The 14,598-nt window shown below is 64.0% G+C and carries 15 protein-coding genes; 6 read left to right on the forward strand and 9 right to left on the reverse strand.

Annotated features, from left to right (window positions below; translation table 11 throughout):
* Nucleotides 1-19: 19 nt before the first annotated feature.
* The 4 genes from AB688_RS05325 (at nt 20) to AB688_RS05340 (ending at nt 3,036) form a co-directional block, all read left to right on the forward strand.
* Nucleotides 20-295 (forward strand): DUF493 domain-containing protein, encoded by a 276-nt coding sequence (locus AB688_RS05325; RefSeq protein WP_054892813.1) that lies wholly within the window; start codon nt 20-22, stop codon nt 293-295.
* Nucleotides 295-942: a lipoyl(octanoyl) transferase LipB gene (lipB, locus tag AB688_RS05330; protein WP_054892814.1), complete on the forward strand. Its 648-nt coding sequence runs from the start codon at nt 295-297 to the stop codon at nt 940-942. Before AB688_RS05325 ends, lipB begins: the two co-directional genes overlap by 1 nt.
* Nucleotides 943-944: 2 nt before the next feature.
* A complete protein-coding gene (gene lipA, locus AB688_RS05335; RefSeq protein WP_063542599.1) occupies nt 945-1,961 on the forward strand; it encodes a lipoyl synthase in 1,017 nt (338 codons plus the stop codon).
* Between the two features lie 136 nt (nt 1,962-2,097).
* The gene (locus AB688_RS05340) at nt 2,098-3,036 is read left to right on the forward strand and encodes a S66 peptidase family protein (RefSeq protein ID WP_063542601.1); all 939 of its coding nucleotides are present in this window, start codon (nt 2,098-2,100) and stop codon (nt 3,034-3,036) included.
* 35 nt (nt 3,037-3,071) lie between these two features.
* On the opposite strand, the gene AB688_RS05345 is transcribed toward AB688_RS05340, so the two are convergent.
* The 5 genes from AB688_RS05345 to leuS all read right to left on the reverse strand — a co-directional run bounded on the left by AB688_RS05345 (nt 3,072) and on the right by leuS (nt 9,154).
* Nucleotides 3,072-4,385: a lytic murein transglycosylase gene (locus AB688_RS05345; RefSeq protein WP_063542602.1), complete on the reverse strand. Its 1,314-nt coding sequence runs from the start codon at nt 4,383-4,385 to the stop codon at nt 3,072-3,074.
* A gap of 54 nt (nt 4,386-4,439) precedes the next feature.
* Nucleotides 4,440-4,604: an alternative ribosome rescue factor ArfA gene (gene arfA, locus AB688_RS26070; RefSeq protein ID WP_081255195.1), complete on the reverse strand. Its 165-nt coding sequence runs from the start codon at nt 4,602-4,604 to the stop codon at nt 4,440-4,442.
* A gap of 203 nt (nt 4,605-4,807) precedes the next feature.
* Nucleotides 4,808-5,845, reverse strand: coding sequence for a DNA polymerase III subunit delta (gene holA, locus AB688_RS05350; protein WP_063542607.1), 1,038 nt, complete (start codon nt 5,843-5,845; stop codon nt 4,808-4,810).
* Between the two features lie 36 nt (nt 5,846-5,881).
* Complete coding sequence (gene lptE / locus AB688_RS05355; RefSeq protein WP_054892819.1) at nt 5,882-6,487, reverse strand: LPS assembly lipoprotein LptE; 606 nt, start codon at nt 6,485-6,487, stop codon at nt 5,882-5,884.
* A 60-nt stretch (nt 6,488-6,547) separates the two neighbouring features.
* The gene (gene leuS / locus AB688_RS05360; RefSeq protein ID WP_063542611.1) at nt 6,548-9,154 is read right to left on the reverse strand and encodes a leucine--tRNA ligase; all 2,607 of its coding nucleotides are present in this window, start codon (nt 9,152-9,154) and stop codon (nt 6,548-6,550) included.
* 238 nt (nt 9,155-9,392) lie between these two features.
* Here leuS and AB688_RS05365 point away from each other — a divergent pair, with 238 nt between their 5' ends.
* Together AB688_RS05365 and AB688_RS05370 are read left to right on the forward strand one after the other, a co-directional pair.
* A complete protein-coding gene (locus AB688_RS05365; RefSeq protein WP_054892821.1) occupies nt 9,393-9,707 on the forward strand; it encodes a hypothetical protein in 315 nt (104 codons plus the stop codon).
* A gap of 130 nt (nt 9,708-9,837) precedes the next feature.
* Nucleotides 9,838-10,599, forward strand: a complete 762-nt coding sequence (locus tag AB688_RS05370) for a YdcF family protein (protein ID WP_063542613.1) — start codon at nt 9,838-9,840, stop codon at nt 10,597-10,599.
* Nucleotides 10,600-10,710: 111 nt separating this feature from the next.
* Here the strand turns inward: AB688_RS05370 and lnt are convergent, their stop codons facing one another.
* From lnt to AB688_RS05390, 4 genes are read right to left on the reverse strand one after another with little or no spacing between them, the layout of a single operon-like run.
* On the reverse strand, nt 10,711-12,228 hold the full coding sequence (lnt, locus tag AB688_RS05375) for an apolipoprotein N-acyltransferase (RefSeq protein WP_063542615.1): 1,518 nt from the start codon (nt 12,226-12,228) through the stop codon (nt 10,711-10,713).
* Between the two features lie 8 nt (nt 12,229-12,236).
* Complete coding sequence (locus tag AB688_RS05380; protein ID WP_054892824.1) at nt 12,237-13,076, reverse strand: HlyC/CorC family transporter; 840 nt, start codon at nt 13,074-13,076, stop codon at nt 12,237-12,239.
* A 29-nt stretch (nt 13,077-13,105) separates the two neighbouring features.
* A complete protein-coding gene (gene ybeY, locus AB688_RS05385) occupies nt 13,106-13,579 on the reverse strand; it encodes an rRNA maturation RNase YbeY (protein WP_063542617.1) in 474 nt (157 codons plus the stop codon).
* Nucleotides 13,572-14,570 (reverse strand): PhoH family protein, encoded by a 999-nt coding sequence (locus AB688_RS05390; RefSeq protein ID WP_063542619.1) that lies wholly within the window; start codon nt 14,568-14,570, stop codon nt 13,572-13,574. Before AB688_RS05390 ends, ybeY begins: the two co-directional genes overlap by 8 nt.
* Between the last annotated feature and the right edge of the window lie 28 nt (nt 14,571-14,598).

Consider the following 14,598-nt stretch of genomic DNA (forward strand, 5'->3'; position numbering starts at 1 on the left):
TTACGAGGGCGTACGCGCCATGAGCGAAGCTGACGTCAAGTCGCACAAAATCGAATTCCCCTGCGCCGATTACCCGATCAAGGTCATCGGCGATACCGTTGTCGGCTTCAAGGACATGGTCATCGAGGTCCTGAGCAAGCACGCCAAGGTCGACCTGTCCACCCTGGCCGAGCGCCAGAGCAAGGAAGGCAAATACACTACGGTACAGCTGCACATCGTCGCCGAGAGCGAGAACCAGCTGCACGACATCAACAGTGCCCTGCGTGCCACCGGCATCGTGAAAATGGTACTGTGATGCCCGCGTCCCTCGGTTTTCGCGATCTTGGCCTGCAGCCCTATGAACCGGTGCTGGAAGCCATGCGTCGCTTTACCGAGCAGCGCGGCCCGGACAGCCAGGACGAAGTCTGGCTGGTCGAGCATCCCGCGGTCTTCACCCAGGGCCAGGCCGGCAAGGCCGAGCATCTGCTGATACCGGGCGATATCCCGGTGGTGCAGACCGACCGCGGCGGTCAGGTCACCTACCACGGCCCCGGCCAGTTGGTCGCCTACCTGCTGCTGGACGTGCGTCGCCTGGGTTTTGGCGTGCGCGAGCTGGTCAGCCGCATCGAGAGTACGCTCATCGAACTGCTCGCCAGCTACGGCGTGCAGGCGCTGGCCAAGCCCGACGCCCCTGGCGTCTATGTCGATGGCGCGAAGATCGCGTCACTTGGCCTTCGAATCCGCAACGGCCGTTCGTTCCACGGCCTTGCCCTGAACGTGGACATGGACCTTGCGCCATTCCGCCGAATCAACCCCTGCGGGTATGCGGGGCTGGCCATGACCCAGCTGCGCGACCTGGCAGGCCCGATCGAACTTGACGAGGTCAGGACAAGGCTGCGTGGACAGCTGGTCAGGCACCTCGACTATGCTGAGCAGACGACCCTCACGGGCGGAATCGACTGATTATGACAACTGTGCAAGAAGCCGTGCCGAACCTGATCGCGACGCAAGACGTCACCCCACGCCCTGCCCCCAAGAAAGTGGAAGCCGGGGTCAAGCTGCGTGGCGCCGATAAGGTCGCGCGCATCCCGGTGAAAATCATCCCCACCGACGAACTGCCGAAGAAACCCGACTGGATCCGCGTGCGCATCCCGGTTTCGCCGGAAGTCGACCGCATCAAGCAACTGCTGCGCAAGCACAAGCTGCACAGCGTCTGCGAAGAGGCATCCTGCCCTAACCTGGGCGAGTGCTTCTCCGGTGGCACCGCGACTTTCATGATCATGGGTGATATCTGCACCCGTCGCTGCCCGTTCTGCGACGTTGGCCACGGTCGTCCCAAGCCGCTGGACCTCGATGAGCCGAAGAACCTGGCGGTCGCCATTGCCGATTTGCGCCTGAAGTACGTGGTGATCACCTCGGTAGACCGCGACGACCTGCGTGATGGTGGTGCCCAGCACTTTGCCGATTGCATCCGCGAAATCCGCGCCCTGTCCCCAGGCGTGCAGTTGGAAACCCTGGTACCGGACTACCGCGGGCGTATGGACGTAGCGCTGGAAATCACCGCGCAAACGCCGCCTGATGTGTTCAACCACAACCTCGAGACCGTGCCGCGTCTGTACAAGGCCGCGCGTCCTGGGTCGGACTACGACTGGTCGCTGGACTTGCTGCAGAAGTTCAAACAACTGGTGCCGCACGTCCCCACCAAGTCGGGCCTGATGCTCGGCCTGGGCGAGACCGACGAGGAGGTCATCGAGGTGATGCACCGCATGCGCGAGCATGACATCGACATGCTGACCCTCGGCCAGTACCTGCAGCCGTCGCGCAGCCACTTGCCGGTGCAGCGTTTCGTGCACCCCGACACCTTCGCCTGGTTCGCCGAGGAAGGCTACAAGATGGGCTTCAAGAACGTGGCCTCCGGCCCGCTGGTGCGCTCGTCCTACCACGCCGACCAGCAGGCTCACGAAGCCAAGATCAAGCTCTGATCAGGGCTGAGCTGAACATGCCGATGCACGCTGAAAGGCGGCATCGGCATTTTTGTTTTCCGGGGCAGCGCTGCCTATGTGCGTCCTTCATTAGCCCCGTTAGAGTGGCCAGCCCTCATATGCAAGGAATCGCACGATGAACTGTCTTGAAACCCCGGTCTTCAGCCTGCCCAGGGCATTGCCCGGCAACGCCTGCTTCGCAATTGTCGCACCAGCGGGGCCTGCACGGCTGGATGTGGGCAAGGCGCGTCAATGGTTCGAGCAGCGCGGCTTGCGTTGCCGCATCTACCCGGGCGCGCTACAGGCCGACGGCTACCTGGCAGGCAGTGACGAGCAACGCGTGCGTGACCTGCACGACGCCTTCGCTGACCCTCGGATCGACGCGATCCTGTGCATGCGAGGTGGCTATGGCAGCATGCGGCTGCTTGAACGGCTGGATTTCGAGCTGATTCGTCGCCACCCCAAACCCTTGATCGGCTACAGCGACATCACCGCCCTGCACACGGCAATCCAGCGCCATGCCGGGTTGCTCACCTTCCATGGCGGGATGCTCAATGCCGACCTGCTCGGTGCCAAGCTCGAGCCGACCGTCAGTTCGTTGTTCCAGCAATTGCAGGGGCAGCTCGGGCGAGGCGATGCCATCGAGCACCCGGCGGCGTTTGGCCTGACGACCGTGGTCCGTGGTGTCGCCAGCGGGCGATTGGTGGGTGGCAACCTGTCGATGCTTGGGGCGACTCAAGGCACCTTGGCGCAGATCGATACCCACGGCAGCATCCTGTTCATCGAGGACGTCAACGAGCCCTTGTACCGGGTGGACCGCCTGCTGACCCAGTTGCGTCTGGCTGGCGCGCTGGAGGGGGTCAAGGGTGTGCTGGTGGGAGACTTTGCGGGGATCACGGTGACGGCGTTGGAGCCATTGCTCAGAGACGTATTCGGGCCGCTTGAGGTGCCGGTGCTGGCAGGATGGCGCAGTGGACACTGTGATCCGAATGTCTGCCTGCCGCTGGGGGCGCAGGTGCGGCTGGACAGTGATGCACAGCAGCTTGTGCTGGAGCAGGCGCTGTTCACAGCCTGAAGCTATAGGGGCTGCACAAGCAGCCCCAATATTCTCTATCGCCGCAGGCTATCGAGCAGCTTGTGCGTCGGATACCCATCAGCCGGCCAGCCTTGGGCCTGCTGAGCATTGCGAATGGCTTTGCGGGTGTTGGCACCGATGATGCCATCGGCGTTGCCGGCTTCGTGCCCGCTGGCATTGAGCAGGTTCTGCAGCTCCATGCGCTCGCTGCGGCTCAGTGGAAGGTCGTCCTTCGGCCACGAACCGGCAATGAAACCCCAGCCCGAGAAGCGATCACCCAGCAGGCTTACCGCCAGGGCGTAGGACGAGGAATTGTTGTACTTCAGGATTGCGCGGAAGTTGTCCAGCACCAGGAATGCCGGTCCGCGTGCGCCTGCTGGCAGCAATAGCGCTGCCGAGAGCTGGTTGCTGCCGCTGGGCAGTTGGGTGCCGGTCGGCAGTGTCACACCCAGGCTCAACCATTCGCTGACCGACTTGCGTTGGGCGCCGTCTGCCAGCCAGTAGTCGAAGCCTGCCGGCACCTGAACCTCGAAGCCCCAAGGCTGGCCACGCTTCCAGCCCGAGCTTTGCAGGTAGTGCGCGGTGGAGGCCAGGGCGTCTGCCGTGCTGTTCCAGATGTCGCGGCGGCCATCGCCGTCGAAGTCCACCGCGTGGGTGTTGTAGGTGGTAGGGATGAACTGGGTCTGCCCCATTGCACCGGCCCAAGAGCCGCGCATGGCCTCGGGCTGAATGTCGCCGTTCTGGAGGATCTGCAGCGCGGCGATCAACTGGTCCTGGGCGAAGGTGGGGCGGCGGCCCTCATAGGCCAGGGTGGCCAGCGAGCGGATCACCGACTTGTTGCCCTGGAACTGTCCGAAATTGCTCTCCATGCCCCATACGGCAACCAGTACCTGGCGGTCGACGCCATAACGTTGCTCGATACGGCCGAGTAGCTCGGCGTGCTGTTCCAGCAGTTTCTTGCCGTTGCGCACGCGCAGGGGCGACAACGCACCGTCGAGATATTCCCAGACCGGGCGGGAGAACTCAGGCTGGCTGCGATCGGCCTTGATCACGTCCATGTCGGGCGTCACGCCAACGAATGCACGGTCGAAGGTGCTTGGGCTGATACCAGCTTGCAGCGCTTGTTGGCGGAAGCCCGCCTGCCATTGGGCGAAGGTCTGCAACGGTTGGATTTCGCTGCTGGCGTCAGTGGCGGTGCCGGGCAGGGTAACGTTCGGAGCGGGCTGGGCAGGGGCCAGCGGCAGGGCGTCGGCAGCGGTGGGTTTTTCCGCGCAGGCGACGAGCAGGATGAAGCTGGAGGCCGCGATCAGCTGGCGGGGGCGCCAGCGCTGGGAAAGACTGAAGGACATGCACAGATCCAGTTTTGCAGTTCAGGTGCCGACCATATCATGCCTGCGCCTTTTTCAGGCGGCCAGAAAGCAAGAAGCCTCCCAATCTCTCGATTGGAAGGCTTCGCGGCGGTAGCTGCCCTTGCCCTTTTCCGGTCGTTCCTGGCGGCCGCGGAACAGGGGTTGGGCGATGATCGACTTGGCCTTGTTGGGGCCGTGTTTTTTCGGCTTCTTGCTCATGGCGGGCTTCCCAGGTTGGATGAACTTGGGGGCCGACTTTATGGCCTAGGCGAACGGGGAGCCAATTGATTGTGTGTATTGACGTTGAGTGACGACCCGTGACACCCCTGTGGGAGCGGGCTTGCCCGCGAATCAGGCAACGCGGTGAGTGGCACCGGCTGCGCCGGTGTTCGCGGGCAAGCCCGCTCCTACAGTAGTCCCAATTATTCCGAAGGCAGTGCCAGACGCTGCCCGGCCATCAACAGCGACAGCCGCGACAGCCCGGTCCACGGCGAACCCTCGGCCTGGCCTTTGATCTGTGCGTCGATGCGTTGGGCATCCTGCAGCAGTTGCGCCCAGCGTTGCGCTGACAGGCGCTGCAGGGCCTTGCTGACCAGAGGGCGGCGTTTGTCCCACACGGGCGGGCGCGCCTGGCTGAAGGCCTTGTCCAGCGGTACACCCTGGCTGAACTGCTGGGCCAGCCCAGCCAGCAGGCGCAGCTCGCGGGCCAGCGCCCATAGAATGACGGGCGGCTCGACCCCCTCGCCACGCAGCCCTTCGAGCATGCGCAGGGCATGTCCGGCCTCGCCGTTGAGGATGGCATCGACCAGGCCGAAGACATCGAAGCGGGCGCTGTCGGCGACGGCGGCCTGGACGGTCTCGACGGTGATCTGGTTGCCCTCGGCGAGCAGCTTGAGTTTCTCGATCTCCTGGGCGGCCGCCAGCAGGTTGCCCTCGACCCGTGCGGCGATCAGGTCGACGGCATCGCGCTGTGCCGACAGCCCGGCCTGGGACAGGCGCTGGTTGATCCATTGCGGCAATTGCTGGGCGTCCACCGGCCAGATCTGGATGAACTGGCAGTGTTCGCCTTCGATGATGGCCTTGCCCCACTTGGTCTTCTGCGCGCTGCCGTCGAGCTTGGGCAGGCTGATCAGCAGCAGCGTGTCTTCGGCAGGGTTGGCGCAATACTCCATGAGCGCGGCAGCGCCCTTGTCGCCGGGTTTGCCCGACGGCAGGCGCAACTCCAGCAGACGACGTTGGGCGAACAAGGACAGGCTGGCACCGGCCAGCAGCAGGCTGCCCCAGTCGAAATTGGCATCGGCGCTGAACACCTGGCGTTCATCGAAGCCCTGCTGGCGCGCGGCGGCGCGAATGGCGTCGGCGGCTTCCTGACACAGCAGCGGATCGTCGCCACTGACCACATAGACCGGGGCCAGTGTGCCTTGCAGGTGCTTGTTGAGTTGGGCGGGAGAAAGCTTCATGGGATGGGCGGGGCACCAGCGGTGCCCCGTTCAGGTTCAATGGGCCGGGACTTCCAGCGGCGATTGCTGGGGCGTGTTGTCCTGGATGCGCTGGGCCTCTTTCAGGGCTTCGGCTTCGGCGCGGGCACGCTCGTCAGCCTTGCGCTGAAGGTGCGCCAGGTGCTCCGGGGTAAGCTGCTGCAGGCGGACCATCATGCCCTGCACCAGGTCGCGACGCATTTCCTGGCGAACCTGAGTGGCTTCCTGGGTGGAGCCGGTGATGTTGTTGCCGTCGTAGACATAGATCTTGCGTACTTCCAGCTTGTCTGCGAGCAGTACTGCATCGTTCTGACCCTGAACCTCGTAGTTCAGCACGGTGGTCAGCTCGTATTCAGCAGAGCGGCTGCCGCCGGAGTAGGTCGCCGCGCGCTGGCTGTCCTGCTCGTTGGTCAGTACCAGTTTGTAGGGCGCGCCGGCCTGGACCTTGACACCACTGTTCTGCAGGGTCTGGCGCAGTTGGGTGACGGTCTCGCCGTAGGCGTTACGTGCACCGAGGTCCAGCTCCTTGAGGGCAATTTCGTTGGTGCCGGTACCGCGCAGCTGGAAACCGCAGGCACTGAGCACGGCGGCCAGGCCTATTACCAGCAGATTGCGTTTGATCATGTTGTTGCTCCCTTGTGGGCCTGTTCCGCCCGCCCCGTGTCTAAGGGGCGGGCGTTGCCATCAGTTGGCGACGATGTTGACCAGCTTGCCCGGTACCACGATGACCTTGCGGATGGTCAGGCCATCGAGGAAGCGCAGGACATTGTCGTTGTTACGGGCGGCGGCTTCGATTTCCTCGCGGCTGGCGGCAGCGGGCATTTCGACCTGGCCACGCAGCTTGCCATTGACCTGGACCACCAGGGTGATGGTGTCCTGTACCAGCGCGCTTTCGTCGACGGCCGGCCAGCCAGCATCGATCACCGCCTGGGTGTGGCCCAGTTCCTTCCACAGTGCGTGAGAGAGGTGCGGGGTGATCGGTGCCAGCAACAGGGTGACGGCCTCCAGGCCTTCCTGCAGCAGGGCGCGATCCTGTTCGCTGGCTTGCGGAGCCTTTTCCAGGATGTTCATCAGAGTCATCACCTGGGCGATGGCGGTGTTGAACTTGTGGAACTGACCCACGTCGGTGCTGGCTTGCTTGATTGCTGCGTGGATGCCGCGGCGGATGACCTTCTGTGCGTCGTCCAGGGCAGCGATGTCCAGCTTGCCTGGCAGGCCCTGGGCAACATGGCCGTGAGCCAGGCGCCAGACACGGCGCAGGAAGCGGCTCGCGCCTTCGACACCGGAGTCGGACCACTCCAGGCTCATGTCGGGCGGCGAGGCGAACATCATGAACAGACGGCAGGTGTCGGCGCCGTAGGCGTCAATCATGGCCTGCGGGTCGACGCCGTTGTTCTTCGACTTCGACATCTTCTCGGTGCCACCGATTTCCACCGGCAGGCCGTCGGTCTTCAGGCGTGCGCCGATGATCTTCGCCTTGGCGTCGCGCTCGACCTCGACATCGGCCGGGTTGAACCAGTCACGACCGCCGTTGCTGGCGACGCGGTAGTAGGTTTCGGCGACGACCATGCCTTGGGTCAGCAGGTTCTTGAACGGCTCGTTCGAGGTGACCAGGCCTTCGTCGCGCATCAGCTTGTGGAAGAAGCGTGCGTAAAGCAGGTGCAGGATGGCGTGTTCGATACCGCCGATGTACTGGTCGACCGGCAGCCAGTGGTTGGCCGCTTTCGGGTCGACCAGGCCACCCTCGTAGTTGGGCGAGGCGTAGCGGGCGAAGTACCAGGACGATTCGACGAAGGTGTCCATGGTGTCGGTTTCGCGCTTGGCCGCGGTGCCGCATTTCGGGCAGGTGCACTCATAGAACTCGGGCATGCGCGCCAGTGGCGAGCCAGCGCCGTCCGGCACCACGTTCTCTGGCAGCACGACCGGGAGCTGGTCTTCCGGCACCGGCACGTCGCCGCAGGACGGGCAGTGGATGATCGGGATCGGGCAGCCCCAGTAGCGCTGGCGGCTGATGCCCCAGTCGCGCAGGCGGAACTGGGTGCGCGACTTGCCGAGGTCCTTGCGGATCAGCGCGGCTTCGATGGCGTCGAAGGCGCCGGCGAAGTCCAGGCCGTCGAACTCGCCGGAGTTGATCAGTTGGCCGTGCTCGCCATAGGCGGCCAGCCATTCGCTGCCGACTTCGTCGCCGGCGCTGGTGCGCACCACGGCCTTGACCGGCAGGTTGTACTTTTGAGCGAACTCGAAGTCGCGCTCGTCATGGGCCGGAACAGCCATTACCGCGCCATCGCCGTAGTGCATCAGCACGTAGTTGGCGACCCAGACCGGCAGCTTCTCGCCGGTGAGCGGGTGCTCGACCAGCAGCGAGGTGGCCATGCCTTTCTTCTCTTGCGTGGCCATGTCGGCCTCGGCCACGCTGCCGCTCTTGCATTCGTCGATGAAGGCTTGCAGCGCCGGGTTGCCCTGGGCGGCCTGGGTGGCCAGCGGGTGCTCGGCGGCGACGGCGACGTAGGTGGCGCCCATGAGAGTGTCGGGACGGGTGGTGAAGACCTTCAGCGCGCCCTCGTGACCGATGCTCGCCTGGTCGTAGGGGAACTGCACTTCCATGCCACGCGACTTGCCGATCCAGTTGCGCTGCATGGTCTTGACCTGCTCTGGCCAGCCCGGCAGCTCGTCGAGGCTTTCAAGCAGCTCGTCGGCGTAGTCGGTGATGCGGAAGTAGTACATCGGGATCTCGCGCTTTTCGATCAGCGCGCCCGAACGCCAGCCGCGGCCGTCGATGACCTGCTCGTTGGCCAGCACGGTCTGGTCGGCCGGGTCCCAGTTCACGGTCCCGTTCTTGCGATAGATCACGCCTTTTTCGAACAGGCGGGTGAACAGCCACTGCTCCCAGCGGTAGTAGTCCGGCTTGCAGGTGGTGACTTCACGCGACCAGTCGAAGGCCAGACCCAGGCTCTTGAGCTGGGTCTTCATGTATTCGATGTTTTCGTAGGTCCACTTGGCCGGGGCGACGTTGTTCTTCATCGCCGCGTTTTCCGCCGGCATGCCGAAGGCATCCCAACCCATCGGCTGCAGGACATTCTTGCCCAGCATGCGCTGGTAGCGGGCAATGACGTCGCCGATGGTGTAGTTGCGCACGTGGCCCATGTGTAGCTTGCCGCTCGGGTACGGGAACATCGATAGGCAATAGTAAGTATCCTTGCCTTGCTGTTCGGTGACAGCGAACGATTGTTGCTCGTCCCAGAAGTTCTGGGCGGCGGCTTCTAAATCACGGGGCTGGTATTGTTCGTGCATGGCTACTTTTGCTGAGAGTGAAGAGACCTTGTTTCCAGGCAGCGCAACCTCGCTGCGTCCGGCACTCCGGTGTCGATGAGAGTGAACGGCCTAGCATACATGAGCGTCGCGCGTCGTGGGAAACCCAGAATGCGATTGACGCCGCGCGGGCCGTTTGTCGCAGCGGGCTGCTGCTTTTTTCAGTGCCGCTAAGCTCATCTATGGGGGGAGATATTCTTACCTTCAATGAGGTGAACGGATGGGAGAGTCGCAGCTAACCGCAATCAAACCGGAGCTATACGAACGCCTGATCGACCGACTGGGCCTGGCACTCGAAGTGGCCAGAACCTCGGTGCGACTGCGCGACGAAATGCCAGCAGAATTGGAGCTTCGCGGCCTGAGCCCCGCGGAGTTCCAGGTGATCAAGGCTTATCTGGACACGCTTCCGGAGAGCCGTTTCGCCAGTGCCGGCGCCTACCCTCAGCCGGAGTCGGGCAAGGGCAAGATCGTCTGGCTCAAGGACCGGCAGCGCCCCGCTGCAATGGACAGATCCAGAACGCAACCTTCCCGATAGCCGTTCAGGACACCAGGCCCGCGTCGTTTCGTGACGCTTCTTCGATACACCACTCTGATCGACGCCGGTCGCGCACTTGTTGCCCGGCGTCGATCCTCTTAGGCTGCACCTCTTCTATTGAGGTGCGCGCATGCCGATTCGTTTTTTCGTCAAGCAGTGGCTTATGCCGCCGGGCTTGCTGTTCCTGTTGTTGTTGGCGGCCTGGTGGATGCGCAAGCGCCGCCCGCGCCTGGCCGGGTTGTGTTTTGTCATCGGGCTGGCGGGCTTGTGGCTGATGAGCCTGCCGCTGGTGGTACAGGAGTCGGCGCGGGCGTTGGAAACCGAGGCGCCCCTGGCGCTGGATGAGTGGGCCGGGTTGGCCGCGCGTGCCGATGCCATCGTGATCCTGGGCGCAGGCCGGGAGCGTGGCGATCCGGCCTGGGGCGGACAGGACCAGCCCGCTGGCACGGCGCTGGAGCGTATGCGCTATGCGGCGCAGTTGGCCAAGGCTTCGGGCTTGCCGGTGCTGACCACCGGCGGCCTGCACTACGGCACGCCGCCGAGCGAGGCGCAACTGATGGCCGATCGGCTCAAGGCTGACTTTGGGGTGGATGTGACCTGGAAGGAAGAGGCCAGCCGCACGACCTGGGAAAACGCTCGTTTCAGCGCTGATGTTCTGCAGCCGTTGGGCCTGCGCCGTGTGGTGGTGGTGACCCAGGCCTGGCACATGCAACGCTCACGCTGGAGCTTCGAGCAGGTGGGGTTCGAAGTGGTGCCCGCGCCAGTGGGTTTCCTGGGGGGCGATCATGCGCGACCGTTTGCCGGGCTGCTGCCGGAAAGCCGGGCGATCTGGCAGAGCGGGCAGTTGCTCAACGAGGCGATGGGGCTGCTGGGATATCGATTGTTCTATTGATGTGGCAAACGCTGTGCTGGTCTCTTCAAGGGGAGCCCGCGCCCACAGGCACTGGGCCGTGAAGACCTTGCAGTGCCTGTGGGGGCGGCCTTGCCCGCGCAAAAAAGCCCGTTAGAGGGCTCTGGCAATCCTGGCTGCCAGTAGCGCCCAGCCCATCAGCAGCACGCAGATGATTGCCAATGGCCACGAGCGCCACTGTAGGTAAGGCGTGAGCTGCTGCATCGGCACCACATCACCATACAGAATCGCCTTCTGGAACTGCGGAATCTGGGTGGTGATCCTGCCGAACGGGTCGATCAGGGCCGTTACACCATTGTTGGTGGCGCGGATCATCCAGCGGCCCGCCTCGAGTGCGCGCATCTGTGCCATCTGCAGGTGCTGTAACGGGCCGATCGAGGTGCCGAACCAGGTGTCGTTGCTGATGGTCAGCAGCAGATCGCTCTGCGCTGCCAGCTCTGCGGCGAATTCCGGGTAGACCACTTCGTAGCAGATGTACGGCGCTATCTGATAGCCCTTGGCCTGCAGCAGAGGCTGGTCTTCCGGCCCGCGGGCGAAGTCGGACATCGGCAGGTTGAAGAACTCGATCAGCCCGCGCAGCACGTCCTGCAGCGGAACGTACTCGCCAAATGGCACCAGCTTCTGCTTGAGGTAGGTGCCGTCGCCTTCGCCGGTCACGGTGATGCCGTTGTAGTAGCGGCGCTGATGGTGCACCACTTCGCGGATCGGCACCCCGGTGATCAGCGCCGAATGACGGTCAGAGGCGAAGCTGCCCATCATGTCGATGTAGCCCTGGGCCTGGTCCTTGAGCACCGGTACTGCGGTCTCGGGCCAGATCAACAGGTCGACCGGCTTGGAGCTCAGGCTCATGTCGCGGTACAGCGCCAGTTGGGCGTTGACGTGGGCCGGGTCCCATTTCAGATCCTGCTCGACGTTACCCTGCACCGCAGCCACTTTCAGTGGCTCGCCGGCCGGTCGGGTCCAGGCGTGGTCCTTGAGCGCCAGGCCGATGCCCCACGGGGCGACCAGCAGCAGTGCGCCCACGGCGAGGAAGGCCGGGCGTGCCCGCAAACGGTGCAGGTTGCACAGCAGTGCGGCAGAAAGCGCCAGGGCGAAGGAAATCAGCCAGACACCCCCCAGCGGCGCAAGCCCCGCCAGCGGACCGTCAAGCTGGCTGTAGCCGGCGTAGAGCCAGGGGAAACCGGTCAGGAACCAGCCGCGGAACGCCTCCTGCAACAGCCACAGGGCGGCGAAGCACAGGGCGTCAGCCAGTGGTGCCTCGTTGCGCCGCAGCCAGCGCGCCCAGAGCCAGGCGGGCAGGGCGAAGAACCAGGCGATGGCGGCGAAGAATGCCACCAGCAGCAGGGTCGCCAGCAAGGGCGACGCCCCGCCGTAGGTATTGATGCTGACGTAGATCCAGCTGGTGCCAGCGCCATACAGGCCGAACCCATAGCACCAGCCGCGACCCAAAGCCTGGCGCGGGCTGAGCTCGCGCAGGCCGAGGTAGAACAGCATGATCGCCAGCAAGGCGATCGGCCAGATGTCGAAGGGCGCCAGGGCCAGGGAGGTGGAAGCGCCGGCCACCATGGCCAGCAGGTTACCGGGCCAGCCGGGGCGGGTGATCCAGCGCATGTTCGTCCTTAGCGGGTGATCGGGGTCAGGCGCAGCAAGTGTATCCGGCGGCTGTCGGCATTGAGGATGCGGAAGCGATAGGCGCCGATTTCGGTGGTCTCGTTGCGCTTGGGCAGGTGACCAAAGGCGCTCATGACCAGGCCGCCGACAGTGTCGAACTCATCGTCGGAGAACTCGCTGTCGAAGAACTCGTTGAAGTTCTCGATCGGCGTGAGCGCTTTAACCAGGAAGTCGCCACTGGGCAGTGGCTTGATGTAGCTGTCTTCCTCGACGTCGTGCTCGTCCTCGATGTCGCCGACGATCTGCTCGAGCACGTCCTCGATGGTTACCAGGCCCGCGACGCCGCCGTATTCGTCGATGACGATGGCCATGTGATTGTGGTTGGCGCGGAACTCGCGCAGCAGCACGTTCAGGCGCTTGGACTCCGGCACGAAGGTGGCCGGGCGCAGCAGGTCCTTGATGTTGAAGCTGTCGCCGTTCTCCTTGAGGATCAGCGGCAGCAGGTCCTTGGCCAGCAGGATCCCGAGCACATCGTCATGGCTTTCACCAATCACCGGGTAGCGCGAGTGCGCGGCGTCGATCACCGCCGGCAGGAATTCGCGTGGGGACTGGCTGGCCTTGATGCTGATCATCTGCGAGCGCGGGACCATGATGTCGCGTACCTGCAGGTCAGCGACCTGGATGGCACCTTCGACGATGGTCAACGCTTCGCTGTCGAGCAGCTTGTTCTGATGGGCTTCGCGCAGCAGCTCGAGGAGCTCCTGGCGGTTTTTCGGCTCATGGGCAAAAGCCTGGGTCAGTTTACCCAGCCAGGACTTCTGCCCGTTGCTCGATCGATCTTCGCTCATGGCGGTTTACTCGTGTTCCTTTGCAGTGATCAAGGGTTGATTGAATCGGTGTCGTCATCGGCGTACGGGTCAGGATGACCCAGTTCGGCCAGCAATTCGCGTTCCAGGGCTTCCATTTCCTCGGCCTCATCGTCGTCGATGTGGTCGTAGCCGAGCAGGTGCAGGCAACCGTGAATGACCAGGTGCGCCCAGTGTGCCTCCAGCGCCTTGCCTTGCTCGCTGGCTTCGCGCTCGACCACCGGCACGCAGATGACCAGGTCGCCCAGCAGCGGAATATCCAGCAGTTCGTCGGGCACGTCAGCAGGGAAGGACAATACGTTGGTCGCGTAGTCCTTGTGCCGGTAGGTGTTGTTCAGTTCACGGCCTTCGGCCTCGTCGACCAGGCGGATGGTCATCTCCGAGTCGGCGCTGCGCTGGCGCAATGCCAGCTCGCACCAGCGGCGGAATGCCGCGTCATCCGGGGCGGGGGTATCGGTGGCCCGTTGCAGATCGAGTTCAAGCATCTTTGGCGGGCGCCTCGGGCTTGGCCTGGCGGGCTTCGAAGCGATCGTAGGCTTCGACGATGCGCTGCACCAGCGGATGGCGTACCACGTCCTTGGGCTGGAAATGGGTGAAACTGATGCCCGGGACGTCCCTGAGCACTTCGATCACGTGAGCCAGCCCCGACTTGGTGCCACGCGGCAGGTCGACCTGGGTGATGTCGCCGGTGATCACTGCAGTCGAGCCGAAGCCGATGCGGGTGAGGAACATCTTCATCTGCTCGAGGGTGGTGTTCTGGCTTTCGTCGAGGATGATGAAACTGTTGTTCAGCGTGCGGCCGCGCATGTAGGCCAGCGGGGCGATCTCGATCACCTGGCGCTCGATCAGCTTGGCCACGTGCTCGAAGCCGAGCATCTCGTACAGGGCGTCGTACAACGGGCGCAGGTAAGGGTCGATCTTCTGGGCCAGGTCGCCGGGCAGGAAACCGAGCTTCTCGCCGGCTTCGACCGCCGGGCGCACCAGCAGGATGCGGCGCACCTGTTCGCGCTCCAGCGCATCGACGGCGCAGGCCACGGCCAGGTAGGTCTTGCCGGTGCCGGCCGGGCCGATGCCGAAGTTGATGTCGTTGGCCAGGATTTCCTTGACGTAGCGCTGCTGGTTGGCCCCGCGCGGGCGGATGTTGCCCTTGCGCGTGCGCAGCGAGACGCTGACTTCGTTGACGGCGGGGTTGTCGATGTTCTCGACCGCCGACTCCTGGAGATAGAGGTGGACCGTTTCCGGCGACAGGTCGGTGGCCTTGGTCTCGCGATAGAGACGGCGCAGCAGCTGTTCGGCGGCGGAGGTGGTCTTGGGCTCGCCGATCAGTTCGAACTGATTGCCGCGGTTGCGGATCTCGATGGCCAGGCGTTGTTCGATCAGGCGCAGGTGCTCGTCGAACTGGCCACACAAGTTGGCGAAACGGTGGGCCTCGAAGGGTTCGAGGGTGAAGCGATGGGGTTGTATGGGTGCGTTCAAGGTCGGTTCAAGGCGCTCGACGAAGGAT

This window comes from Pseudomonas putida, assembly GCF_001636055.1.
In the GTDB taxonomy this organism is placed as follows: domain Bacteria; phylum Pseudomonadota; class Gammaproteobacteria; order Pseudomonadales; family Pseudomonadaceae; genus Aquipseudomonas; species Aquipseudomonas machongensis.